This window comes from Roseicyclus sp. (genome assembly GCF_018402035.1).
In the GTDB taxonomy this organism is placed as follows: domain Bacteria; phylum Pseudomonadota; class Alphaproteobacteria; order Rhodobacterales; family Rhodobacteraceae; genus Roseicyclus.
Map to the genome: position 1 here is coordinate 373,243 of NZ_JAGYJN010000001.1, position 23,856 is coordinate 397,098.

General features: G+C 62.2%; 22 protein-coding genes and 1 tRNA gene. 9 read left to right on the forward strand and 14 right to left on the reverse strand.

Annotation, left to right across the window (positions count from 1 at the left end):
* Window positions 1–7: 7 nt before the first annotated feature.
* The 3 genes from KG698_RS01800 to KG698_RS01810 form a co-directional block, all read right to left on the reverse strand.
* Entirely contained in the window at window positions 8–1,219 is a 1,212-nt protein-coding gene (locus KG698_RS01800; protein ID WP_213683845.1) for a cyclopropane-fatty-acyl-phospholipid synthase family protein, read from the reverse strand.
* A 74-nt stretch (window positions 1,220–1,293) separates the two neighbouring features.
* On the reverse strand, window positions 1,294–2,709 hold the full coding sequence (locus KG698_RS01805; RefSeq protein WP_213683846.1) for a deoxyribodipyrimidine photo-lyase: 1,416 nt from the start codon (window positions 2,707–2,709) through the stop codon (window positions 1,294–1,296).
* Window positions 2,710–2,855: 146 nt separating this feature from the next.
* Window positions 2,856–4,019 (reverse strand): Ppx/GppA phosphatase family protein, encoded by a 1,164-nt coding sequence (locus tag KG698_RS01810; protein ID WP_213683847.1) that lies wholly within the window; start codon window positions 4,017–4,019, stop codon window positions 2,856–2,858.
* Between the two features lie 287 nt (window positions 4,020–4,306).
* Between KG698_RS01810 and KG698_RS01815 the strand changes: the two genes are divergently transcribed.
* The 6 genes from KG698_RS01815 (at window position 4,307) to KG698_RS01840 (ending at window position 9,196) form a co-directional block, all read left to right on the forward strand.
* Entirely contained in the window at window positions 4,307–4,624 is a 318-nt protein-coding gene (locus KG698_RS01815; RefSeq protein WP_213684272.1) for a virulence factor, read from the forward strand.
* 28 nt (window positions 4,625–4,652) lie between these two features.
* Entirely contained in the window at window positions 4,653–5,573 is a 921-nt protein-coding gene (locus KG698_RS01820) for a methylenetetrahydrofolate reductase (protein WP_213684273.1), read from the forward strand.
* Window positions 5,574–5,591: 18 nt separating this feature from the next.
* Window positions 5,592–6,662 carry a dihydropteroate synthase gene (locus KG698_RS01825; RefSeq protein WP_213683848.1) on the forward strand — a complete coding sequence of 357 codons (1,071 nt, stop codon included), beginning with the start codon at window positions 5,592–5,594 and terminating at the stop codon, window positions 6,660–6,662.
* A gap of 45 nt (window positions 6,663–6,707) precedes the next feature.
* Window positions 6,708–6,944 carry an N-(5'-phosphoribosyl)anthranilate isomerase gene (locus KG698_RS01830; protein ID WP_300982807.1) on the forward strand — a complete coding sequence of 79 codons (237 nt, stop codon included), beginning with the start codon at window positions 6,708–6,710 and terminating at the stop codon, window positions 6,942–6,944.
* A gap of 76 nt (window positions 6,945–7,020) precedes the next feature.
* Window positions 7,021–9,066: an ASKHA domain-containing protein gene (locus tag KG698_RS01835; protein WP_213683849.1), complete on the forward strand. Its 2,046-nt coding sequence runs from the start codon at window positions 7,021–7,023 to the stop codon at window positions 9,064–9,066.
* Between the two features lie 56 nt (window positions 9,067–9,122).
* Window positions 9,123–9,196, forward strand: a tRNA-Gly gene (locus KG698_RS01840).
* Between the two features lie 202 nt (window positions 9,197–9,398).
* Here the strand turns inward: KG698_RS01840 and KG698_RS01845 are convergent.
* Window positions 9,399–10,397 carry an AbrB family transcriptional regulator gene (locus KG698_RS01845; protein WP_213683850.1) on the reverse strand — a complete coding sequence of 333 codons (999 nt, stop codon included), beginning with the start codon at window positions 10,395–10,397 and terminating at the stop codon, window positions 9,399–9,401.
* A gap of 179 nt (window positions 10,398–10,576) precedes the next feature.
* Here KG698_RS01845 and KG698_RS01850 point away from each other — a divergent pair, with 179 nt between their 5' ends.
* A complete protein-coding gene (locus tag KG698_RS01850; protein ID WP_213683851.1) occupies window positions 10,577–11,071 on the forward strand; it encodes an acyl-CoA thioesterase in 495 nt (164 codons plus the stop codon).
* A gap of 46 nt (window positions 11,072–11,117) precedes the next feature.
* Here the strand turns inward: KG698_RS01850 and pgi are convergent, their stop codons facing one another.
* The 7 genes from pgi to KG698_RS01885 form a co-directional block, all read right to left on the reverse strand.
* Window positions 11,118–12,722, reverse strand: coding sequence for a glucose-6-phosphate isomerase (pgi, locus tag KG698_RS01855; protein ID WP_213684275.1), 1,605 nt, complete (start codon window positions 12,720–12,722; stop codon window positions 11,118–11,120).
* Between the two features lie 5 nt (window positions 12,723–12,727).
* Complete coding sequence (gene pgl, locus KG698_RS01860) at window positions 12,728–13,399, reverse strand: 6-phosphogluconolactonase (protein WP_213683852.1); 672 nt, start codon at window positions 13,397–13,399, stop codon at window positions 12,728–12,730.
* Window position 13,400: 1 nt separating this feature from the next.
* A complete protein-coding gene (gene zwf, locus KG698_RS01865) occupies window positions 13,401–14,846 on the reverse strand; it encodes a glucose-6-phosphate dehydrogenase (RefSeq protein ID WP_213683853.1) in 1,446 nt (481 codons plus the stop codon).
* Between the two features lie 111 nt (window positions 14,847–14,957).
* Window positions 14,958–15,914: an agmatinase gene (gene speB, locus KG698_RS01870; protein ID WP_213683854.1), complete on the reverse strand. Its 957-nt coding sequence runs from the start codon at window positions 15,912–15,914 to the stop codon at window positions 14,958–14,960.
* Between the two features lie 116 nt (window positions 15,915–16,030).
* Complete coding sequence (locus KG698_RS01875; protein WP_213684276.1) at window positions 16,031–16,615, reverse strand: HNH endonuclease; 585 nt, start codon at window positions 16,613–16,615, stop codon at window positions 16,031–16,033.
* Between the two features lie 185 nt (window positions 16,616–16,800).
* Window positions 16,801–17,487 (reverse strand): alpha/beta hydrolase, encoded by a 687-nt coding sequence (locus KG698_RS01880; RefSeq protein WP_367114016.1) that lies wholly within the window; start codon window positions 17,485–17,487, stop codon window positions 16,801–16,803.
* Window positions 17,484–18,065, reverse strand: a complete 582-nt coding sequence (locus KG698_RS01885) for a DNA-3-methyladenine glycosylase (RefSeq protein ID WP_367114027.1) — start codon at window positions 18,063–18,065, stop codon at window positions 17,484–17,486. The genes KG698_RS01880 and KG698_RS01885 overlap by 4 nt, the downstream gene beginning before the upstream one ends.
* A 160-nt stretch (window positions 18,066–18,225) precedes the next feature.
* Here KG698_RS01885 and KG698_RS01890 point away from each other — a divergent pair, with 160 nt between their 5' ends.
* Window positions 18,226–19,458 carry an MFS transporter gene (locus KG698_RS01890; RefSeq protein ID WP_213684278.1) on the forward strand — a complete coding sequence of 411 codons (1,233 nt, stop codon included), beginning with the start codon at window positions 18,226–18,228 and terminating at the stop codon, window positions 19,456–19,458.
* Between the two features lie 12 nt (window positions 19,459–19,470).
* Here KG698_RS01890 and KG698_RS01895 read toward each other — a convergent pair whose 3' ends face one another.
* The 3 genes from KG698_RS01895 to cysS form a co-directional block, all read right to left on the reverse strand.
* Window positions 19,471–20,241, reverse strand: a complete 771-nt coding sequence (locus KG698_RS01895) for a squalene/phytoene synthase family protein (protein ID WP_213683856.1) — start codon at window positions 20,239–20,241, stop codon at window positions 19,471–19,473.
* Window positions 20,238–21,857 (reverse strand): citramalate synthase, encoded by a 1,620-nt coding sequence (gene cimA, locus KG698_RS01900; protein WP_213683857.1) that lies wholly within the window; start codon window positions 21,855–21,857, stop codon window positions 20,238–20,240. Before cimA ends, KG698_RS01895 begins: the two co-directional genes overlap by 4 nt.
* A gap of 67 nt (window positions 21,858–21,924) precedes the next feature.
* Window positions 21,925–23,343, reverse strand: a complete 1,419-nt coding sequence (gene cysS / locus KG698_RS01905) for a cysteine--tRNA ligase (RefSeq protein WP_300982810.1) — start codon at window positions 23,341–23,343, stop codon at window positions 21,925–21,927.
* 154 nt (window positions 23,344–23,497) lie between these two features.
* On the opposite strand from cysS, the gene KG698_RS01910 reads away from it, so the two are divergent.
* Window positions 23,498–23,851, forward strand: a complete 354-nt coding sequence (locus KG698_RS01910; RefSeq protein WP_213683858.1) for an MmcQ/YjbR family DNA-binding protein — start codon at window positions 23,498–23,500, stop codon at window positions 23,849–23,851.
* Window positions 23,852–23,856: the final 5 nt, after the last annotated feature.

Consider the following 23,856-nt stretch of genomic DNA (forward strand, 5'->3'; position numbering starts at 1 on the left):
GAGCGGCTCAATTTGGGCGTGTCACCGTGATCTGGGTCACATCGGTATTGCCGAAATGAAAGGTCGCCGCACAAGACGTCAGGTAGAAATTCCACATCCGGCGAAACCGCTCATCAAAGCCCAGCTTGGCGACCTCGTCCCATTTATCGTTGAAGGTGTCGTGCCAACGGCGCAGGGTTTGGCTATAACTTTCGCCAAACTCGATGGAATGGGCAACGCGCAGGCCCGCGCGCTCCACCTCGGCGCGCAGGATTTTCGGCGCAGGCAACATGCCGCCCGGAAAAATGTATTTCTGGATAAAATCAACACCGCGACGATAGATCTCCCAGCGGCGATCTTGCACCGTGATGATTTGCAGCGTGGCGCTTTTTCCGGGTTTAAGATTGTCGCGCAACGTATTGAAATACGTTGGCCAATAGCGTTCGCCCACAGCCTCGAACATCTCGATGGAGGCGATGCCGTCATATTGGCCGCGCTCATCGCGGTAATCTTGCAGCTTGATCGTGACCTGCTCGGACAGCCCCGCCGCCGCGATGCGTGCCACCGCGTAATCATATTGCTCGCGCGAAATGGTCAGACCCGTCACACGCATGCCGCGTTCCTTGGCCGCATATTCGGCAAAGCCACCCCATCCACAGCCAATCTCAAGGATATGATCGCCGGGGGCGGCCCCCATCTGATCGACCATGGAGGCGTATTTGGCGATCTGCGCCGCCTCGAGGCTTTCTTGCCCGGTGGCAAACAGCGCCGAGGAATAAGTCATCGTCTCGTCCAGCCACAGACCATAAAATGCATTGCCCAGATCGTAGTGATAAGCGATGTTCTTGCGCGCCTGACGTTTAGAATTGGACTGCCACCAAAAGCGCAGTTTCTCAAAGGCGCGGACCACGCCCATGCCCATGAAGCCGTCATAGACATCTTCATTATCGGCATGCACAAGATCCATGAAATCTTGCAGATTGGGCGTAGACCACCAACCATCGAGATAGGCTTCGCAAAAGCCAAGATCGCCCTCGCGGATCAGCCGGGCAAAAATCTCGGGGTTATGGATATGCAAGGCCGCAACTGGACCCGGGCCGTGACCTGCTGCGCGAAACACCCGCCCATCGGGCAACACGATATCGAGCCGCCCATGCTGCATCTTGTTGGCGGTGTCGAAGACGGCCTGAAAATAGCGGGGGAGATTTTGCTCTCCCTTCGTGGTCGTTTTAACGTCCATGTGATCCTCGTATTTGGCACGCGATTTGGGCAGAAGCTTAACGCTTGCACAAGCCCTGATTGTATTTTGCGGGCTCAGAACCCTCTGTTTTCATAAGCATTCAATGCACGCTGCCGCCCGGACGCTGCATCAACCACGGCTTGGGCTGGATAGGCATCGCTTTGTGCCATTGCCCAGCTGCGTGGGATGGCCGCGAAATAGCTTTCGGCCGTTGGTGGTGCAGGCCGCGACAATTCGGCCACCCAAGCGCGCCTGTAGCGGCCCAAGGGGTCGAATTTCTCGGCCTGTGTTTCGGGGTTGAAGACGCGGAAATAGGGCGTCGCATCGGGGCCGGACCCTGCCGACCATTGCCAACCCATCGCATTGCTGGCCGGGTCCCAATCGACAAGGCACTGGGCAAACCAATCCATCCCGATCTTCCAATGCGTCAACAAATGCTTGGTAAGATATGACGCCACAAGCATGCGCGCGCGGTTATGCATGCGCCCCGTGACATACATCTCGCGCATTGCGGCATCGACCACCGCCATGCCGGTGCGCCCGCGCATCCATGCCTGCACATGCGGATGGTCCGGGTCGGTGTTCCAGCCGAATCCGTCCCATTCAGGGCGCCAATTGGCGGTCGTGATGTGCGGGGTGTGATAGACAAGATGATAGGCAAAATCGCGCCAGATCAGCTCTTTAAGAAAGGTCTCGGCCCCGGCTTTGCCCTCGGCCATGGCGCGGCGGCCCGCATGCCAGCATTGGCGCGCCGAAATCTCGCCATGGGTCAGGTTCTCAGACAGGCCCGATGTGCCGTCTTGGTCCAGCCGGTCGCGTGCCGCATCATAGCTGGCAATCGGCCCGTCGATAAACCGCGCCAGCCGCGCTGTGGCCGCCGCCTCACCGATCTGGCAGTGCGGGGCCACGATCGCCGCGCCGCGGTCCATCGCGCGCCCCAGATCCCAAGCGGCAAGCGTGTCACCCGCCGGAAAGGCCGCAGGCGTGGGCAGATGTGGCACCGCCAGACAAGGCGCGACATCGCGGTCGCGCAGGGTTTTCCAAAACGGGGTATAGACCTTGTAAAATCCACCCGTGCCGGTCTGCGCCTGCCACGGCTCATGGATCAGATGGCCCGCATGGCTGGTGGCGGTGATGCCCGCCGCGCGCAGTGCCGATTTGACACTTTCGTCGCGCTGACGGCTCTCGGGATCGTAAAGCCGGTTCCAGTGCACCTGCTCAGCGCCCGTCTCAGCGACCAGCGTCATCAGCACGCTACGCGCATCGCCGCGCCGCAAGACCAGATCGCTGCCCAAAGCGCGCAGCACATCCGCAAATGCCGCAACCCCCACCCCAAGCCGCCACTTCGGCGCAGCACCAAGGCCCGCGACACCCTCATCATTGATAAACACCGGGATCACAGGCGCGCCTTGCGCGCAGGCCGCCACAAGCGCCGGGTTATCGGCGAGGCGAAAATCCCGGCGGATCCAATAGATGACGGGTGCGGTCATGCGGGCGGCTGCTCATTGTTGTTTTCACCCCGCAAGCTAGGGCGCAGGTCGGCGGGTCAAGCATCCGCGCCTGCATCTTTCGACAAAGACGCAAACACGATCTCGTCAGCGGCGCATACTGCCCGGTATTTTCAAGCGCAGGGCGATCAAAACGGCCCTTCTTCCAACACGCCATCAGCCGACATCTGGGCATAAAGCAGCCCTTCGCGCAGGCCACGATCAGCCACGCTTAACCGATCCGTTGGCCATGCCCGCAACAACGCCTGCAAGATCGCGGCCCCCGACATGATCAGCGATTGCCGGTCACGCCCGATGCGCGGATCACGCCGCCGCCCCTCGGGGCCAAGTGTCAGATATTGCTGGATCACCCGGTCGATCTGGTCCGAAGTCATGCGCAGCCCATCAACCTTGTTGCGGTCATAGCGCCGCAGCCCCAGATGCGAGGCGGCGACCGTCGTCACGGTGCCGCTTGTGCCGATGATCTGGAACCCCTCGCGCGCCTGATCGGCGGCATCGTCATAGGGCGAAAAGGCTGCAAGCTTTTCTTCGAAAAACCAACTCATCAGCGCAAACCGCGCCCCGTCATCGGCGACATCGGCATACATATCCTTCAGCGTCGCCACCCCCAGCGGGATCGAGATCCAATCGACCACGCGGGCGCGTTTGAACAGCGTCTCCACATGGTCGAACCCTTGATGCAGCCGCATGATCGCGCGGGGGCGTTCAAGCCGGGGCACCTCGGACAGGTCGATCCAGACCAGCTCGGTCGAGCCGCCACCGATATCGACCACCAAAAGCTGCTCGGTGCGCGTCGAGACCAAAGGCGCACAAGACACGACCGCCAGCCGCGCCTCTTCCTCGGGTTTGATGATTTCCAGCACCAGCCCCGTCTCGCGCTCGACGACCGAGATAAACTCGGCGGCATTGCTTGCGCGGCGACAGGCCTCGGTCGCGACCAGACGCATCCGGCTGACGCGGTGCTTTTCAAGCTTGCGCTGACAGATTTTCAGCGCCCCCACCGCGCGCGCCATCGAGGTGCGGCTCAGCCGCCCCGATGCTTCCAGCCCTTGGCCAAGCTGCACGCTTTTGGAGAAGCTATCGACAACATGAAGCTGATTGCCTTTTGGCTGGGCGATCAGCATACGGCATGAGTTCGTCCCCAGATCGAGGGCTGCGTAAAGATCGGCCGGGTCGGGCCGGGTCTGGGGCGCAGGGCGCCGTTCGACAGGTGGCTCACCCGCCACGACAAGCGGGACGACGGCCGCAGAGCTGGTGAACGGACCGGCGCCGCCTTTGCGCTTGCGCGGCATTGCGGGCCTCCGAAATCATGAGTTGGGGGTAGTGTAGCAATCGCCGCGCGCGCTCACAATGACGATCACAGGCCAGCGATCATCGGGCCGACGCCTGCGTTCAAGATCATCATGAGAATTTTGGGCGCGCGCGCCCCTCGCACTGCACCCCCCGGCGGGCTATTTGTGGAATGTCGTCGTGGTCGCTCCCGCCACGATGAATGTCGAATTCGGCGCGTGAGAGGCCGAGGTGCTCGCCTATGGTGCGCGCCAGAGATGCCGCTTCGGCCAAGCGAAGGATGCTGCGCATGCCCAATGTCACCCATGTCTTCTGGCGCGATATTCCCGCCCAAGTCATCGTGGGCAAGGGCCGCAGCGCGACCAAAGCTGTGCTGCCCGAGCGGTTCGAGCAGGCGATTGATCGCTGCGCCATGAAGATCGGCGCAAAAGATCAAGATGCCTATCTGGCCGAATGGAAGCGCATCGATGCGGGCGAGATGGCGGGTGAACCCGCCGAGATCGCCGCAGCCGAGATTGCGCGTCTGGATGCGACCTATGATGCCGATCACCTGCGCCGCCTGATCGCGGCAGATGGTTTTGCATCAAACGACAACGATACCGCCTAACGGCATGCGCGCGTTCTGGGAGACAGCGATGGCACTTTTGAATTTTCGGAAAAAAGATAGCGCGACCGCATCCGCGCCGCAGTCGCTCGAAACGATTCTTGCGGGCTATTCGATCGAGGTGATGCCGCGCACCGCCGAAAAGGTCGAAGATTTCCGCGCGCTTTTGCCCACAGGCACGCGCGTCTATATCGCCCATATCGACGGCACCCCCTTTGACGAGATGCTGGCCACCGCCAAGCGCCTGCGCGCCGAAGGCTACGAGCCGATGCCGCATTTCCCCGCCCGCTCGATCCCCGACCGCGCCACGCTTGCCGATTGGATCGCGCGCTACCAAGGCGAGGCCGGTGTGACCCAAGGCTTGATCCTTGCGGGTGGCATTCCCTCTGCGCATGGCGAATATCACTCCTCGATGCAGCTGTTGGAAACCGGGCTTTTCGATGGGTTCGCGCGCTTGCATGTCGCGGGCCACCCCGAGGGCAACCGCGATATCGACCCCAAAGGCGGCGAGGCCGAGGTGATGGCCGCGCTGAAATGGAAGCAAGATTTTGCCAACCGCTCTGACGCGGCCTTTGCCATGGCGACCCAATTCGTCTTTGAGGCGGGACCGGTTCTAGAATGGACCGACCGATTGGCCGCACATGGCATCACCATGCCCGTGCATCTGGGTGTGGCTGGGCCTGCGAAACTTCAGACCTTGATCAAATTCGCCATCGCCTGCGGTGTTGGTGCCTCGCTTTCCGTGCTGCAAAAACGCGCCAAGGATGTGACCAAGCTTTTGCTGCCCTTCGAGCCGACCGAGATCTTGACCGATCTGGCCGCCGCGCGCGCCCAAGGGCTTGGGCAGCAGATCGAAGCGATCCATTTCTTCCCGCTTGGCGGTATCAAGACGAATGCCACATGGGCAACCGAACATGGCGGCGCTGCGGCCCGCCCCGCCATCGCCTCCTGAGAAAGGGCAAAACCAGATATGACCCGCACCATTATCGAGTCGAAGACCCGCACCACGATCATCGGCTTTGACCAGCCGTTTTGCGTGATCGGCGAGCGCATCAATCCCACGGGCCGCAAGATCCTGAACGAAGAGCTTGAGCGCGGCGATTTCTCCCGCGTGCAGGCCGACGCCATCGCCCAGGTCGAAGCGGGCGCCACGGTGCTGGATGTGAATTCCGGCGCGGTGTTTTCCAACAAGATGGGCGAAGACCCGCGCTATGCCGATAACAACTTCGTCGAGCCGATGCTGATGCCAGAACTTATCCGCGTGGTCCAAGAGGTCACCGATTGCCCGATCTGCATCGACAGCTCGGTGCCCGGCGCGCTGGAAGCGGGGCTTGCCGCAGCCCATGGCCGCCCGCTCGTCAATTCGGTGACGGGCGAAGAAGAGCGCCTTGAGATGGTGCTGCCCTTGATCAAGAAATACAATGTGGCGGTCGTCGCCATCTCAAATGACGACACGGGCATTTCCGAAGACCCCGAGGTCCGCTTTGCGGTGGCCAAAAAGATCGTCGAGCGCGCCGCCGATTACGGCATTCCCGCCCATGACATAGTGGTCGACCCGCTCGTGATGCCAATCGGCGCGATGGGCACGGCGGGCCAGCAGGTCTTTACCCTTGTGCGCCGCCTGCGCGAGGAGTTGGGTGTGAACACGACCTGTGGCGCCTCCAACATCTCGTTTGGCTTGCCCAACCGCCACGGGATCAACAATGCCTTCCTTCCCATGGCCTATGGCGCAGGTATGACGAGTGCCATCATGAATCCCGTGGCCCTGCCCGTTGGCCCCAAGGCCATCGCGGCCAAAAAGGCCGAGGTCGAGGCCGCAGGCATTTTCCTGCCGCCCGACATGGATGATGAGACATTCGTCAAGCTTTTCGGCATGGGATCAACCAAGCCCCGCCCCGGCAAGGAGATGGAGGCGATCCGCGCCGCCAATTTCTTGATGAACCAAGATAATGGCGGCGGCGCATGGATCCGCTTTAACCAAGACCCCGACGCCGCCCTTCGCGGCGGGCGCGCGGGCGGTCGGCGACGCCGTGAGGCATGATGGCGGTTAACCGCATCTTTACCAATTCCACAGAACTTGGGGCGCATGAACCACATGCGCCCCGTGATCGCTTTGCCAGCCGCCCCTTGGGTGGATCAGGTGTTTTCGGCCAAGGCCGTGCGCTATGGCGGCGTGGTGCGCCGCTCGCTCCATTGGGTAGAGGCCGAAGTGGGCCGCGTCACCTTCGAGGACGAGGTGCGCCGCCGCGGCTGGCATCTGGTGGAATGCAACGGCCAGCTTGTGGTCTTTTGCACCAAGCGCCCCATCAACATTCTTTTTTGACCCGAAAATTCGTACGAATTTTCGCAACACACGAATTTTCGTACGAAAATTCGCAAGATTTGGCCGAGTTCAAACAATGACCCAAGATCCTCTCGTCATCTTTACCCCCTCAGGCAAGCGCGGCCGTTTTGCGATGGGCACCCCCATCCTGACCGCCGCACGGCAATTGGGGGTCGATCTCGATAGTGTCTGTGGCGGGCGCGGCATCTGCTCGAAATGTCAGATCGCGCCATCCTATGGCGATTTCCCCAAGCATGGCGTGACTGTCCATGACGGCGCGCTGTCGGAATGGAACGCGGTCGAGGACCGCTATCAGCGTGTGCGCGGCCTCAAACCCGGCAGGCGTCTGGGCTGTCAGGCAACCGTGCAGGGCGATATCGTCGTCGATGTACCGCCCGAAAGCCAAGTTCACCGCCAAGTCGTGCGCAAAGCGGCCTCGGCCCGCCATATCACCATGGATCCGGCCACGCGGTTGGTGCTGGTCGAGGTGGTCGAGCCCGACATGCATGAGCCCTCGGGCGATTTCGAGCGGCTGCAAGACGCGCTACGCGACCAATGGCAGATCAGCGGCGTGACAGCCCCGCTCAGCATTTTGCAACAGCTGCAACCGGCGCTGCGCAAGGGCAATTGGCAGGTCAGCGTCGCGCTGCATCAGCCAGCAAATAGCCAAGAATTCCAGATCGTCGGCATTTGGCCGGGGCTGCATGAGGGTGGTCTTTATGGCCTCGCGATCGACCTGGGATCGACCACGATTGCCGCGCATCTGTGCGATCTGTCCGATGGGCGGGTCTTGGCCTCCTCCGGCCTGATGAACCCCCAGATCCGCTTTGGCGAAGATCTGATGAGCCGCGTCTCCTATGTCATGATGAACCCCGGCGGCGACCGCGAAATGACCGAGGCGGTGCAAGAGGCCATCGCCAATCTGGCCGTTGAGATCGCGGCCGAAGCAGGGATCGACCCCGCCCTGATCTTCGAGACGGTGATCGTGTGCAACCCGGTCATGCATCATCTGCTTTTGGGGATCGACCCGGTGGAACTTGGCCAAGCTCCCTTTGCGCTTGCCACCTCGGGCAGCATGACCTTGCCCGCCCGCGAGCTTGGGCTGAATACAATCGCACCCACGGCACAGGTCTATCTCTTGCCCTGCATCGCGGGCCATGTAGGGGCCGATGCGGCCGCTGTGGCGCTATCAGAAGAACCCGATCAGGCCGAGGTTTTGACGCTGATCGTCGATGTCGGCACCAATGCCGAGATCCTCTTGGGCGACAAATCGGGCGTGCTGGCCTGTTCCTCGCCCACGGGCCCCGCGTTCGAGGGCGCGCAGATTAGCGCAGGCCAGCGTGCCGCGCCCGGCGCGATTGAACGGATCGAGATTGACCCCGCGACCAAAGAGCCGCGTTTCCGCGTCATCGGCTGCGATCTTTGGTCGAATGATCCGGGCTTTGCCGAGGCCACGAAAGACACGGGCGTCACCGGCATCTGCGGATCTGGCATTATCGAGGCGGTGGCCGAAATGCGCATGGCGGGGCTGCTTGATGCCTCGGGCCTGATCGGCGGGCCGGAGGCCACCGGCACCGCGCGTTGTGAGCCCACAGGGCGCACCTTTGAATACCTGGTCCATGACACGACCGAGACAGGTGGGCCGCGCATCACCGTGACCCAAGGCGATATCCGCGCCATCCAGCTTGCCAAATCCGCGCTCTACGCGGGCGCGCGGCTGCTGATGGACAAGCGCGGCGTTGACCGTGTGGACCGCGTCGTTCTGGCAGGTGCCTTTGGCGCGCATATCAGCCCCAAGCATGCGATGGTTCTGGGCATGATCCCCGATGTCGCGCTTGATCATGTGACGAGTGCGGGCAATGCGGCGGGTCATGGCGCACGGATCGCGCTGTGCAACCGCGCCGCGCGCACGCGCATCGAGGCGGTGGTCAAAACCATCGACAAGATCGAGACCGCGATCGAGCCACGCTTTCAAGAGCATTTCGTCAATGCAAACGCGATCCCCCATGCAACCGATCCCTTCCCGGAATTGGCCAAGATCGCCCACCTGCCCCATGTCGCCTTCGGGGCATCGGGCATGGCACCGGGCGATGGTGGCGGACGGCGACGTCGGCGCGGTTGAGCCTTTGGTCGGGCCTTGACGGGCCCGCCCCTGCGGGACTATGCCAACGCTTATAGGCGGGTATGATGTAATGGTAGCCTGTCAGCTTCCCAAGCTGAACGCGCGGGTTCGATTCCCGCTACCCGCTCCAGTTTCCTGACATCGCATAGACCAAAATCGCTGCGCGCGGTCGGGCAAAATACCCCGAAATTGTTTCCCCATCGCCGCAATGTCGCCGCAACAGGCGGGCATTGTCGGTGTCATGGAAACGGCGGGCGCCTCCCTTCCCGCAATGATCCGACCTCCCTGTCCCTCGTAAGGGCCGCGCTCCCTCCAAGACGCGGCCCTTTTTTTCATCCGCGCCGGGCCCAAACAACCATGACCGGCACCATCACGGTCAGCGCCAAAAGCCGAAACACGTGATGGGCAGCGACAAAGGCGGGCTCTAGCCCCGTCTCGATGGCAATCGCGGCCATCACCTCGACCCCGCCGGGCGCAAAGGCCAAAAGCAACACCGCAGGCGGCAGTCCCACGATCTCAGAGGCCAGCACCGCGCCAAGTGCTGCCACGCCACAGGCGATGAAGGTGCACACGAGCCCCGCCATCAACGCGCCCAGCAATCCGGCACGATCCACGCCAATGAAGCGCGTACCGATGAGTGAGCCCATCGCGATAAAGGCCGCCCCGATCACCCAAGCGGGCAGCGCGCCGGGGGTCAGATCACTCGCCTGGCCCAAGGCCGACACGGCCATCGCGCCCAGCAAAAGCGGGGCCGGGATCTGGAGGCGTTTCAACACCCAGCCCAAGGCGAGCGATAGCGGAAAGATCAGCGCCAAACCCCAAATCGCGATCATCCCGCGATCGGCCAATTGCGACGTCCCCTCAACCCCCCAAAGCGCCACCAAGACCGGCACCACAAGGGTCAAGAGCAACACACGCATGGATTGCACCAAGGCCACGCGCGGCACATCTGCCCCCATATCCGTGGACAGGCCCAGCACATAGCTCAGATGGCCGGGCGTGGCTGATAGCATCGCTGTCATGCGGTCAAAGCGGAATATCCGCTCTAGCGCGATCATCGCAAAGACCAGCACAAAGACCAATGTCACCAGCAAAACAGCCAGCGACAGCGGCCATGCCATCGCGGTCGAGATCACCTCGGGGGTGACCGTGCTGCCGATGGAGACGCCGATCAGCAAAAATACGCCATCGCGCAAGGCGGGTGGAATGATGCAGCGCACCCCAAGGATCGTGGCGATAGACACGGCCGTGGCCGGGCCGGTCAACAAGGCGGCGGGAAAGCCGATGGCCCAAAACAGCGCAGCCCCCGCCGACCCGATGATCAAGGCCATGGCGGCTGCACGCCAGTCTGGATGAATTGCTTGCACGCCAATGGCCTCGCGTTGTCATCGTCCCGTGCAAGATGTATCCGACCCATCGGCGAATGGAAGCGCGATCAACATTGACCCAAGTGCCAAGCCCGGCCCGCAATCTGTTTGCGCATGGGCAGGCGTCGCGCCACAGAAAGGTGATGCAGTTGGATTATCTCACACCAATCACGCCCGAAGGGCTGCGGCGCGCAGGCATTGGCGCACCTTGGGGCTTCGGCATCGCCGACCGCGTCCGCTTTAGCGAGTTGGACGCCTTGGGCCATGTCAACAACACCGCCTATCTGCGCTGGTTCGAGAACTTGCGCCTGTCTTATCTGGCGGCGCGCCATGTCACCGATTACGGCCCCGACAGCCCAAAGCTTGTCCTTAAGCGCACAAGCTGTGACTACATGGCCGAGATGTTCCGCGGGATGGATTACATCGTCACGGGCCGCACGCGGGCCTTTCGCACCACGTCGTTTACCATGGAGTTCGGCGTGTTTTTGCCCAACCACGATGGGCCAGCGAAACAGATGGCGGCGGGCGAGGCGATCTTGGTCTTGCTCAACCGCACGGGCGACGGGCGTTTTCCCATTCCACCCGCTGGTTGCCAAGCCTTTGTGACCGAAGATGGCGCGGTGGCTGAACGCGCCTGATACGCTTCAATGCCGCGCATGCAACCGCCCGTAAGGGGCGCGCCCCTCAGTGACCGCGCACGAAATCGATGAGTTGCCTTGTCGAGCCGTCCTTATCTGCGCCATCGGCCTCGCCTGCCAAAACGGGTTCCAGCGCGGTGGCCAAGACCTTGCCCAACTCCACCCCCCATTGATCGAAGCTGTTGATCCCAAGGATCACACCCTCAACAAAGACGCGATGCTCGTAAAGCGCGATGATTTGGCCCAAAACGAAGGGCGTCAGCTTGCGGTAGATCAAGGTGGTTGAGGGGCGATTGCCCGGAAAAACGCGGTGGCGGGCCTGCATCTCCAATTCCGCGCCGCCCAAACCTTGGCCGGCCATCAATTGCCGCGCCACATCCAAGCTGCGCCCCCGCATCAGCGCCTCGGATTGGGCAAAGCAATTGGCCAAAAGCAGGCGATGATGATGGGCCAGCTCTGGCTCATGGCCTTCGGCGGCGATCAAGAACTCACATGGGATCACCCGCGTGCCTTGATGGATCAGCTGGTAGAAGGCGTGCTGGCCATTGGTGCCGGGTTCACCCCAAACGACCGGGCCGGAGTGGTGGGCAAGATCGCTTCCATCCATTGCCACGCGCTTGCCGTTACTTTCCATCTCAAGCTGCTGAAGATAGGCGGGCAAGCGTGCAAGCCGTTGATCATAGGGCAAAACCGCGCGTGTGGCATGGCCCAAAACCTGATTGTGCCACAGCCCGACAAGCGCCAAGATGACTGGCATATTCTGATCGATGGGTGCCGTGCGGAAATGGTCATCCATCGCGGATGCCCCATCCAAAAACGCCGCGAACCGCTCTGGCCCAATCGCCAAGACCAGCCCAAGGCCGATGGGGCCCCAAAGCGAATAGCGCCCGCCCACCCAATCGGCAAAGCCAAAGACGCGATCAGGCGCGATGCCAAAGGCGCTGGTGCGCGCAAGTGCGGTCGAAACGGCCACGAACTGCGCCGCCGGATCATCAACGCGACGCGCCATCCATGCGCGCGCGGTTTCGGCATTGGTCATGGTCTCGATGGTGGTAAAGGTCTTGGAGGCGACGATCACCAAAGTTGTTTTTGGATCAAGCTCTTGCAAGGTGTCGTTGATATGTGCCCCATCAACGTTCGAGACGTAATGCACCCGTGGTCCATCATGATATGGGGCCAGCGCCAATGTCGCCATCGCAGGCCCAAGATCCGAGCCGCCGATGCCGATATTGACCACATCGGTATAACGCCCGCCCGCGCCCGTGATCGCACCGCTGCGCACCCCGTCGGCAAAGGCGAAAAGCCGCGCGCGCGTGGCCATGATCTCGGGCAAAACATCTTGGCCATTCACGACAATCGGCCCTGACGGCGCACGCAGCGCGCAATGCAGCACCGCGCGCCCCTCGGTCTGGTTGATCGCCTCGCCCGCGAACATGGCGGCGCGACGCCCCTCCAGATCGGCGGCCCGCGCCAGATCGCACAAAAGCGTCAGCGCCTCGGCGTCGAGATTGGTTTTCGAGGCATCAAGCAGCATCTCGCCCAAGCGCCACGAAAACCGCTGCGCACGGTCCGGCGCATCAAAGAGCTCCAAGATACTGCGCGCCGCGGTCTTGGCGGCGTGGTCTTTGAGTGCTGTCCAGATCGCGTCCATCATTCCTACTCCGCCCAATGCACGACCGCTTGGCCCAAAACACAGGCGACAGGCGCCTCAAGCGGTGAAAGCGTTGCGGCCCGTTCGATGGCCGCACGCTTGGCCGCCCCGGTGATCACGATATGGGTCGCAAGTGCCGCGCGCAGCACCGGCGCGGTCAGGGTGATGCGCGGCTCGCCCGCCGCATCGGCCCGCATCGCCATCAAGGGCGGCGCGTCATCGGCCAAGGCCGCGGCCAGATTGTCGGCACCGGGAAACAGGCTTGCGGTATGCATATCCTCGCCCATGCCGAGCAGCAGCACCGAGAGCGGCAAATGCGCCGCTACCCCATCGCAAAGTGCCCCGATCTTTTCCTCAGGCGTCGACGCCTCGGCATAAAGCGGGATGAAGGTTGCGCGTTTCGCCTTTGAAATTAAGAGACGTTTCTTGATCAGCGCGGTGTTCGAGCGCGGGCTATCCTCTGGCACCCAACGCTCGTCGTTCAACACCACGGCGACCCGGTCCCAATCCAGATCTTGGGCCGCCATTACATCGAAAATCGGCCCCGGCGTCGTGCCACCCGGCACCGAAATGGTCACGTGCTCTTGGCTGCGCAGCGCCATGGCCAGATCGCCGGTCAGGCGGTCGGCTAGGGCCAGCATCATCATCTCGCGATCCGGGTAGGCGATGAATTCCATCTCAAATATCCTGCCAGCGGCGGCCATCTTGATGCATCAAGATCGCGGCCTCTTCGGGTCCGGTGCTGCCCGGCGCATAGGGCAAGGGGCGGGTGCCTTGCGCCTCCCATGCGGCGATGATGGGGTCGGTCCAGCCCCAAGCGGCCTCAACCTCGTCGCCGCGCATGAAGAGTGTCTGATTGCCCCGGATCACATCCATGATTAGCCGCTCATAGGCATCGGGCACATCGGCGGCCTCTGGCCCCAATGCCTCGGCAAAGCTCATGTCGAGCGGCACATCGATCAGCCGCATGCCGCCCGGCCCCGGTTCCTTGATCGTGACGCGTAGATCGATCCCCTCGTCAGGTTGCAAACGGATCGACAGCACATTGGCCCGCCGCCCGGCATCGGCATCAAAGATCGAATGGGGCGGTGTCTTGAAATGGATCACGATCTCGGATTTGCGCGCCTTCATCCGCTTGCCAGTGCGCAGGTAAAAGGGCGTGCCGTTCCACCGCCAATTGGCGATTTGCAGCTTCATCGCGATGAAACTTTCCGTGCGGCTGGCGGGGTTTTCAACATCATCCAAATAGGATGGTTTGACGCCTGCCTGATACTGGCCGCGCACGATCTGTTTCTGCGCAACGGGCTCCAAGGCACGGATCACCTTGAGTTTTTCGTCGCGCACGGCATCGGGTTCAAAGCGCGCCGGTGGCTCCATCGCGGTCAGGCACAACAGCTGCATGAGATGGTTTTGCACCATGTCCCGCATCGCCCCGGATTTGTCGTAATAGGCACCGCGCCCGCCCACGCCCACCTCTTCGGCGACCGTGATCTGCACATGATCGACATATTGCGCGTTCCACAGCGGCTCGAACAGCGTATTGCCGAAACGCACCGCCATCAGGTTTTGCACCGTCTCTTTGCCCAAGTAGTGATCGATGCGGTAAATCTGTGTCTCGTTGAAATGCGCGGCCAGCGTCGCATTCAGTGCGCGCGCCGTTTCGCGGTCACGGCCAAAGGGTTTTTCAACAACGATCCGCGCATCTTGGCGCGCGATGTTAAAGTGATGAAGCCGCTCGGCCAGCGCCCCAAACAGGCTGGGCGCGACCGAAAAGTAAAAGGCCTGCACCACATCGGGGCGCATCATCTGTGCCAATTCGGCCCAACCACCCTCGCCCATCGCATCCACGGCGACATAGCGCAGCCGTGCACAGAAAGCCGCAAGGCTGTCTTGGTCGCGCTTTGTTGCGGGCAAGAATGTCTCGATCGCCTCGACCACCTGCGCGACAAAAGCAGCGCTGTCTTGCTCAGTGCGCGCAGCCCCGATGATACTTGCATCAGGCGGCATCTGGCCGTCACAGAACCGCCGATACAGCCCGGGCAAGATCTTGCGCCGCGCCAGATCGCCGGTTGCACCGAAAATCACAAGGTCGAATGGCTCGACCGGGATGACACGCGAAACCATTTTTCGCCTTCCCACTTCAGCAAAACCGAGGCCGTTAGCGCTAACGGCCCCTCTTGCCCCGGCAATATACGCAGCCGCCGCGCAAGTCCAGCAAAAGCGGCGAATGCGCGTTCACGGCTGCATGGCGCAGAGCAGTTCGAACATCACCGACGCGCCCAACCATGCGGTAATGCCGCCGTTGTCAAAAGGCGGCGAGACCTCGACCAGATCGGCACCGATGATATCCAGCCTGCGCAGTGCGCGCACGCATTTGATCGCCTCGAAACTGGTGGGTCCGCCCACCTCAGGCGTACCAGTGCCGGGCGCATAGGCGGGATCGATGAAATCGATATCGAAACTCACATATGTGGGGCCGGTCCCCACCACTTCGCGCGCGATCTGCATGACCTTTGTCCAGCCAAGGTCCATGCATTCCTCGATCGGCATGATCCGCACGCCCCGTTCGATCCCGTAATCGAAATCGGCGGTGTTGTAAGATGTCCCGCGCATCCCCGCCATCACGCAGCGCGTCGGGTCAAGGCAGCCCTCTTCGATTGCTTGGCGAAACGGGTTGCCATGGGTCAGGGTGCGACCGCCGAAATAGGGCGGGTAAAGGTCGGTGTGACTATCAAGCAGCACCAGCCCAAATGGCGCACCACGCGCCGCGCGCAAGGCGCGCAGCACGGTCAGCGTGCATAGGTGATCGCCGCCGACCATAAAGGGCCGGATATTTTGCGCCAGCATGCCCGCGACAAAGCTTTGGGCATTGCCAAGGGCCTCGTCTTGGTCAACCGGGCTCATCGCGACATCGCCCAGATCGGCGATGCGCGCGGTCTTGAACGGCTCTTGCGCGGTGGCGCGGTTGCGCTCGCGGATCATGGTCGAGGCATCGCGCAAAGCGCGCGGCCCATGCCGCGCCCCCGGCCTATTCGATGTCGCCCCATCCCACGGCAGGCCGAATATCCCGATATCCACATCTGCGCGACGCGGGTGGTCGGCCGGCAGATAGGGCAACCGCATGAAACTCGGCACGCCCGCATAACGCGGAAGATCGGTGCCAGAGGGCGGCTGAAAGAATGGATCAGACATGTGCATCGCTTTCGAACAGGGCTGGGGCGATGTTACCGGGTCAAGACGGCGCTGTCACGCGGCCTGCACCTTGAGCGCCCTGAACATGCGCAAGCAGCACAAGCCAGCGGTGGCGATCACGCCTCCAATTCGCTGTCCCAATAGAGAAAGTCGAGCCAGCTTTCATGCAGATGGTTGGGCGGAAAGCGTCGGCCCATGTTGCGCAATTCTTCCGCACCCGGTTGGCGCGGCGGTTTGCGCAAGCTCAACCCCGATTGGCGTAGGCTTTTGGCCCCTTTGCGCAGATTGCAGCGCGAACAGGCGGCCACGACATTTTCCCAGCTGGTCACGCCCCCCCGCGCACGCGGCACCACATGGTCAAAGGTCAAATCGCCCTTTGATCCGCAGTATTGGCACGAGAATTCGTCCCTCAAAAAAAGATTAAAGCGCGTGAAGGCCACGCGCTTTTGCGGTTTAACGTAGTCTTTCAGCACCACAACCGAAGGTATTCGGATCTCGGTCGAAGGCGATCTGACAACCTCGTCATATTCGGCCACGATCTCGACCCGGTCGAGCCATGCGGCCTTCACGGCCTCCTGCCACGGCCAAAGCGACAGGGGATAGTAGCTTAAGGGGCGATAATCGGCATTCAGCACCAGCGCAGGGTGGCTTTTCAATGACCCCGGCGCGCGCACGAACTGGGTTCTGAAATCAATCTCTATTTCCGCGTCCATCAGCTTGTCCGCCTCCAGCCTGCTTGCCCGCGCAACGAGCACCAGAGCGGGCACCCCGCCCCAGACATATCCACACTATATATAGGCTACCTTTCAGGGCAAGCCCAACAATATGCTGTGTCCTTCGCAAGAAGGGCTAGACCGAAACGCTGACAGTTTCGTGACAATCGCGCCTATTCAGTCGTCTCAAAGCGCTCTTGCCCCAGCACTTGGCGCAAAAATGCCAGCGCCACCGATAACCCATCGGGCGCGATCCCATGGCCCGTGCCGCGCATCACATGGGCATAGACCTCTTTGAAGCCTGCAGCCTCCAGCGCCCCGGCCGCCTCGGGCAGGGCTTGGGGCGGCACAACATCATCGGCATCGCCGTGGATCAGCAAGATCGGTGGGCGCACCACCACCTCGTCGATCAGCGCCTCGGGGGCCAACAGCCGTCCTGAGAAACCGACCACACCCGCCAGCGCATCCTCGCGGCGGGGTGCGACATGCAGGCTCATCATCGTGCCTTGGCTGAAACCCACCAACGCCACCTGTTCGGGCAGCATATCGTGATCGACCATCACCCGGTCGAGAAAGGCGTTGAGATCGGCACTGGCGCGCGCAAGCCCTGCGGCGGCCTCCTCCTCGGAGGAGCCATCAAGCCATGGGATCGGGAACCATTGAAACCCCATCGGGTTCATGGCTGAGCGTTCCGGCGCATTGGGGGCCAAAAACATCGTATCGGGCAAATGCGGGCCAAGCGGATCGGCCAGACCCAAAAGATCGGCCCCATCGGCCCCATAGCCGTGCAGAAAAATCACCATGCTGTCGGGCTGGCCCGATTGCGCCGGCACCGTGCCGTAATCCAAAACCCGCGTCACGAGATACCCTCCCGGTTGGTTGCGATCCGGTAGTAGGCCCAAAGCGCGCGCGCGGCAACAGCGCGCACAGGTGCCCATTCTTGCGCCATGCGCCTGAGTGCGGCCTCATTTGGCCGCGCGGGCAGCGCAAAGGCGCGCGCCGCCGCCACTTGCAGCGCCAAATCACCTGCCGCAAAGACATCCGCATGGCCAAGCGCGAAACAGGCATAAATCTCGGCCGTCCAGCGCCCGATACCGGGAAGTGCTGTTAGCTGTGTCACCACCGCCTCGGTCGGCATGGCGCGCAAGCTTTCGTAATCCAGATCAGCATGGGCCAAGGCGCGCGCATAGGCGATCTTGGGCCGCGACAGGCCGGCGGCGCGCAAGACCGCATCGGGGGCATGGCGCAAGGCGCCCGCATCGGTCAGCCCCGCATCGGCCAACCGCGCCCAGATCGCGCTTGCGGCATGGGTTGAGACCTGTTGGCCAACGATGGCTGACAAAAGCGCGCCGAACCCATCGATCTGCCGTCTCAGGGGCAAAGGCCCAACTGCCTCCAGAATGGGGCCAAAGCGCGCGTCGCGGGCCACCAGCACCACAGCGCCTGCCTTTAGATCGGCCTCACTCTCGATCCGTTCGGCTGCGTGTTGCAAATGCGCGCTCCTTCATCTTTCCAAAAAGACGCAGATCCCGCCCTTTGTCACAGCCCGCCCCCCTCTGGACGGGCACTGGCAAAGGCGCTAGGCAAACTGCATGACAATGACAAACACCGCCCCCGCAAGCCCAGCACATGACGACCGCCGCGCCAAGCGTAATGTCGCGGTGCTGGTCGCAGCCCAAGCCATTCTTGGCGCGCAGATGCCGCTGATCTTTACGGTGGGCGGGCTTGCCGGTCTGATGATCGCCCCCTCGCCTGCGTTGGCGACCATCCCCATCTCGCTCATCGTTTTTGGCTCGATGACCACGGCACCGTGGCTTTCGGCCTTGATGCAGCGCTTTGGGCGGCGCTTGGGTTTTGTCGTCGGCGCGATGGGCGGCGCGCTTGGTGCGGGTGTCTCTGCTTGGGGGCTATGGATCGACAGCTTTGCGCTGTTCTTGATCGGCTCTTACCTCACCGGCATCTACATGTCGGCGCAAGGCTTTTACCGCTTTGCCGCGACCGACACCGCGTCCGAGGCGTTTCGCCCCAAGGCGATCTCCTATGTCATGGCAGGCGGGCTTTTGTCCGCACTTGTTGGCCCGCAACTGGTGAAACTCAGCGTCGATGCGACGGTGATCCCCTTTGTCGGCTCTTATGCCTTTGTGGTGGTGATCAATCTGGTCGGCGCATGGCTTTTCGCCTTTCTCGATGTGCCCAAACCTGCCGCTCCCAAACCGGGTGACGCCAAGGGGCGTAGCCGCGCCGAGTTGCTGCGCGACCCGCGTATCGCGGTTGCCGTGATCTGCGGCATGGTCTCTTACGCGCTGATGAACCTGATGATGACCTCGACGCCCTTGGCGGTCGTGGGCTGTGGCTTTACCACCGGCAATGCCGCCGATGTCGTCTCGGCCCATGTGATCGCGATGTATGCGCCTTCGTTCGTCACCGGCCATCTGATCGCGCGCTTTGGCGCGATGCGGATCGTGGCGCTGGGGTTGGCACTTTTGGCCGCAGCGGGCGTTGTGGCGCTCAGCGGTGTGGCGCTGACGCAATTCTTCATCTCGCTGATTTTGCTGGGTGTGGGTTGGAATTTCGGCTTTATCGGGGCGACCGCCATGCTGACCCAAGCACACGCGCCCGAGGAACGTGGCCGGGTCCAAGGGATGAACGATTTCCTCGTTTTCGGCTGCGTCACCTTCGCCTCGCTGTCATCGGGGCTGATGATGAGCTTTGGCGATGATGTACAAACGGGCTGGACAGCGGTGAACCTGGCCATGCTGCCTTTCTTGATCTTGGCGGGTGCCGCGCTGATCTGGCTTGCGCTCCGCCCCAAGGATGCGCTGGCCGCCTAAACGGTCCTACACCTACCAGCGTCCCGTTGCAGCCATCGCGGCCAAGCGCAGAGCGTCGCGCAATCCCGTCCCCGGCAGCGCCCCTGCACCCACCCGCGCCGGATCGGCCTTGGCCGCGCGCAATGTCGCCTCGGCTCGGAACCCCGCGAAAAGCGCCGCAATAGCAGCACGCGGCACCAACCCGCGCGCGCCCCGCGCACGGGCAAGTCGCGCAAGCCCCTCACCCGCGAGATCCGCGACCGCCTCTGCCCTGCCATCGACCAAGGGCAGCCGCCCTGCCGAAGCAAGCGCAGGGATCGCCCTGAGGTAATTGGCCAGCCCAAAGGCCCAGCCTGCATCGCGCAAAACCGCCTCCGCAGCCTTGGGCGCACCCAAGGCGCGGCCCGCCACACAAACCAGCGTGGCGGCGGTGTCGTCCAAGTAGGCATCGAACGCGGCCCTATCGGCAAAGGGTTCGCGGTAGACATCCCACCGACGCGCGACCACCAGCCGATCCAAGCCACCGATCAGCGCAGCCGGGATCGCCGCCGCCAAGGGGGCCACCACCTCATGGGCGCGCGGGGGGCGGCCTTGGGCCAGTTCCTCGATCACATCGCGCCAGAATTGCAGGCGCATCTCGGCGATGATCGGCTCATCCGTGACCCAAGGGGCGCGGCTGACCTCGATATTGAAGGCATAAAGCGGAAAGAGCACCGACCGCGCGGCGACGGGGGCGGCCATCGTCGCGCGAAAGCGGTCGGGATCGCCCCGCGCCACCAGATCAGCGCAGGCCTGAAGGCTCATGACGCGGGCGCGCCATCGCGCACCAGCTTCCACATGATCGCATCCAAAAGCGCCTCGAAACTCGCATCGACGATATTGGCCGAGACACCGACCGTGGACCAGCGCCGCCCCTTGGCATCTTCGCTGTCGATGATCACGCGGGTCACGGCCTCGGTCCCGCCTTGGGTGATGCGCACCTTGAAATCGACGAGCCGGATATCCTCGATATAGCGCTGATAGGGGCCAAGATCCTTGGCCAAGGCTTTGGCCAACGCGTTGACCGGCCCGCGATCGGTGCCCGCCTCATCCATGGACTCGCTGACCGACAGCATCTTGGCGTCCCCGATTTTCAGCACTACCACCGCCTCGGACAGGCTGACCATCTGGTCATACTTGTTCTTGCGCCGCTCCACCGTCACCCGGTAGCGCTTGACCTCGAAGAACCGGGGCATGTCGCCAAGGGCCCGACGCGCCAGCAATTCGAAACTCGCCTGCGCGGTGTCATAGGCATAGCCCTGATCCTCGCGCGCTTTGATCTCATCCAAGATCCCGGCCAGCGCGGGATGATCACGCGCCACATCAAGGCCCATCGCGCTCAAGCGCTGGCGCAAATTCGATTGGCCCGCTTGGTTCGACATCGGGATGATGCGCGCATTGCCGACCAGCGCGGGGTCGATATGCTCATAGGTCGTGGGGTCTTTGGCAATCGCCGAGGCATGCAGCCCCGCCTTGTGCGCAAAGGCAGAGGCCCCCACATAGGCCGCCTGCCGCATCGGCACACGGTTCAAGATATCGTCGAGCATGCGCGAAATGCGGGTCAGGTCGCGCAGGCCATCTTGCGTGATGCCGGTGTGGAACTGGCTGGCGTAAGGCTCTTTCAGCAAAAGCGTGGGGATGAGCGCGGTCAGATTGGCATTGCCACAGCGCTCGCCCAAACCGTTGAGCGTGCCTTGGATCTGGCGCGCACCCGCCATCACGGCCGCAAGCGCACCCGCGACGCCCGTTTCCGTGTCGTTATGGGTATGAATGCCCAAGTTATCGCCGGGAATGCCCGCACGGGTCACGGCAGCGGTGATCTCACCAATCTCGACCGGAAGCGTGCCGCCATTGGTGTCGCACAGCACCACCCAACGTGCGCCCGCGTCATAGGCCGCGCGCAGGCAGGCAAGCGCGTAATCGGGATTGGCCTTGTAGCCGTCGAAGAAATGCTCAGCGTCAAACAGCGCCTCGCGCCCTTGCGCCACGCAATGCGCGATGGAGGCGCGGATATTGGCGATATTTTCATCCAGCGTGATGCCAAGCGCCTCGGTCACGTGGAAATCATGCGCTTTGCCAACAAGACACACGGCCTTGGTGCCCGCGTTCAGAACGGCGGCCAGCACATCGTCGTTCTCGGCCGAGCGCCCCGCGCGCTTGGTCATGCCAAAGGCGGTCATGGTGGCACTTGTGTGCGGCGCGGACTCGAAAAACGCACTGTCGGTGGGGTTGGCGCCGGGCCAGCCACCCTCGATATAGTCGATCCCCAAGGCATCGAGCGCGGTCGCAATGCGGATCTTGTCGAGTGTCGAGAATTGCACGCCTTGCGTCTGCTGCCCATCACGCAGCGTGGTGTCGTAGAGGTAAAGGCGGTTAGTCATCTGCGTCTTTCCGCATCAGGGGGGAGACACGAATTTTCGTACGAAAATTCGCACCCGCCGCACCCGGTCATAGCAGGCCCTCGAGCTTGGCGGGGTCAAAATCCATTTCCGGACGAAGACGGACACCCGCCTTGGTCATCTGAACACTCACATGCGCCAATGTGAGCCGGGCTTTCAACTGATCGACTGCGGTGAAATCCTTGGATTGCATGGCGTCATCCCGCAAAAGCGACAAGCGGCGTTCAAGCGCGGCAAGCATCTGCACGCCCTTTTTGTAGTCATCGACCCGCGCGCGCAGTGTCGTTTCTGTGAAAAACCCCAGAAAAACGAGATTTCGGGCCAGCTTGGCCGCATCCGCAGCGCCGTCCATGTCACCCAAAGCCTTGAGTGCCTCATGCGTATTCAAATCATCCTTCAAGGCATCAAGGACGGTCTGCTCAGGCGCGAGGTCCATTGCTGTATCGAGATCGGCATAATCCGCGATGTTCTGCACATATCGGAACAAGCGTGCCGCGGCTTCTACCGCCTTCTCCTGCGTCCAATCCATCGGCTTGGAATAATGCGTCGAAAGAAACACAAACCGGATCACCTCGCCCGGGATGCCTTGATCGAGCAGATCGCGCACGGTGAAGAAATTGCCCAAGCTTTTGGACATTTTCTTGCCTTCGACCTGCAGCATCTCGTTATGCATCCAGATGCGCGCGAACTTTCCCTCGGGATGGGCGCAGCAGCTTTGCGCGATCTCGTTCTCGTGGTGGGGGAACATCAGGTCGTTGCCGCCGCCATGAATGTCAAAGCTTTCGCCCAATAGCTCATGCGCCATGGCCGAGCATTCGATATGCCAGCCCGGCCGCCCGCGGCCCCATGGGCTGTCCCATCCCGGCAGATCGTCGGTCGACGGTTTCCACAGCACGAAATCCATCGGATCGCGCTTATAGGGGGCAACCTCGACCCGTGCGCCTGCGATCATATCATCGACCGAGCGGCCCGATAGCTGGCCATAATCGGGGTAGCTTGCGACGGAAAACAGCACATGGCCATCGGCGGCATAGGCATGGCCTTTGGCGATCAGCGCCGCAATCATCGCGATCATCTGGCCGATATAGGCGGTGGCGCGGGGCATATGGGTGGGCTCTCGCACGCCAAGTGCTGCCATGTCGCCCAGATACCATCCGATGGTTTCTTCCGTGATCTCGGCGATGGGGCGCCCCGTCTCAGCTGCGCGTGCGTTAATCTTGTCATCGACATCGGTGAAATTGCGCACATAGGTGACGGCATCCGGCCCATAGACATGGCGCAAGAGCCGATACAGCACATCGAACACCACCGCAGGCCGGGCATTGCCCAGATGCGCGCGATCATAGACCGTGGGTCCACAGACATACATCGCCACCCGTCCCGGATGGGCGGTGGGTTCCAGCGGCACGACCCGCTTGGTGCGTGAGTCTCTGAGACGGATCTCGACCATGATATGCCTTTCAGCCATCCAAGGCGCAGTTTCGGCCAAGTATCAGCTTGTGCATCTGTTGAAAACCGCGACAAGCCCCCACCGCCCTGCGTCAGCATGTCCTTTCTTTCCAAGCGGATATGGCCAAGATCGTTTTGACACGGGCTTTGGTATATATTTGTATACGCAAACAATGCGCCATGAATTCGTCGATAGATTCTGTCGGACCCTCCCCGAGGCTCAAAAGGAACAACCTTTTGGCCCCGACACGGTCGTATGGAAAATCCATGGGCATATGTTCGCCGCCTATACCGAAACGGGCGCGGGCCTGTCGGTGCGCACTGCGGGGATGTCGCATGCGCTGGCGATGATCCGGCGTAGCCGCCCTGCCTCGGCCCCCTATCTGACCGGGGGGGGATGGGTGCTTTTGCCATGGGAAACACCGCCCGAAGAGCTGCGCGCGCGGCTGCGTGAAAGCTATGATCTGGTGTTGCGCGATTGGCCGACCGCCACCGTGCGCAAGCTGGAGCCTGATGACGAGGCTTAAGCGGG

Coding starts and splice junctions, on each gene's coding strand:
- pgl (WP_213683852.1), bottom strand. CDS start 13,399: ATGGAATTCATCGCCTACCCGGATCGCGAGATGATGATGCTGGCCCTA.
- KG698_RS01815 (WP_213684272.1), top strand. CDS start 4,307: ATGCCCAATGTCACCCATGTCTTCTGGCGCGATATTCCCGCCCAAGTC.
- KG698_RS01890 (WP_213684278.1), top strand. CDS start 18,226: ATGACAAACACCGCCCCCGCAAGCCCAGCACATGACGACCGCCGCGCC.
- KG698_RS01800 (WP_213683845.1), bottom strand. CDS start 1,219: ATGGACGTTAAAACGACCACGAAGGGAGAGCAAAATCTCCCCCGCTAT.
- KG698_RS01845 (WP_213683850.1), bottom strand. CDS start 10,397: ATGGCCTTGATCATCGGGTCGGCGGGGGCTGCGCTGTTTTGGGCCATC.
- KG698_RS01825 (WP_213683848.1), top strand. CDS start 5,592: ATGACCCGCACCATTATCGAGTCGAAGACCCGCACCACGATCATCGGC.
- KG698_RS01910 (WP_213683858.1), top strand. CDS start 23,498: ATGCGCCATGAATTCGTCGATAGATTCTGTCGGACCCTCCCCGAGGCT.
- KG698_RS01835 (WP_213683849.1), top strand. CDS start 7,021: ATGACCCAAGATCCTCTCGTCATCTTTACCCCCTCAGGCAAGCGCGGC.
- speB (WP_213683854.1), bottom strand. CDS start 15,914: ATGTCTGATCCATTCTTTCAGCCGCCCTCTGGCACCGATCTTCCGCGT.
- KG698_RS01820 (WP_213684273.1), top strand. CDS start 4,653: ATGGCACTTTTGAATTTTCGGAAAAAAGATAGCGCGACCGCATCCGCG.
- cimA (WP_213683857.1), bottom strand. CDS start 21,857: ATGACTAACCGCCTTTACCTCTACGACACCACGCTGCGTGATGGGCAG.
- KG698_RS01850 (WP_213683851.1), top strand. CDS start 10,577: ATGCAGTTGGATTATCTCACACCAATCACGCCCGAAGGGCTGCGGCGC.
- pgi (WP_213684275.1), bottom strand. CDS start 12,722: ATGGACGCGATCTGGACAGCACTCAAAGACCACGCCGCCAAGACCGCG.
- zwf (WP_213683853.1), bottom strand. CDS start 14,846: ATGGTTTCGCGTGTCATCCCGGTCGAGCCATTCGACCTTGTGATTTTC.
- KG698_RS01895 (WP_213683856.1), bottom strand. CDS start 20,241: ATGAGCCTTCAGGCCTGCGCTGATCTGGTGGCGCGGGGCGATCCCGAC.
- cysS (WP_300982810.1), bottom strand. CDS start 23,343: ATGGCTGAAAGGCATATCATGGTCGAGATCCGTCTCAGAGACTCACGC.
- KG698_RS01805 (WP_213683846.1), bottom strand. CDS start 2,709: ATGACCGCACCCGTCATCTATTGGATCCGCCGGGATTTTCGCCTCGCC.
- KG698_RS01830 (WP_300982807.1), top strand. CDS start 6,708: ATGAACCACATGCGCCCCGTGATCGCTTTGCCAGCCGCCCCTTGGGTG.
- KG698_RS01810 (WP_213683847.1), bottom strand. CDS start 4,019: ATGCCGCGCAAGCGCAAAGGCGGCGCCGGTCCGTTCACCAGCTCTGCG.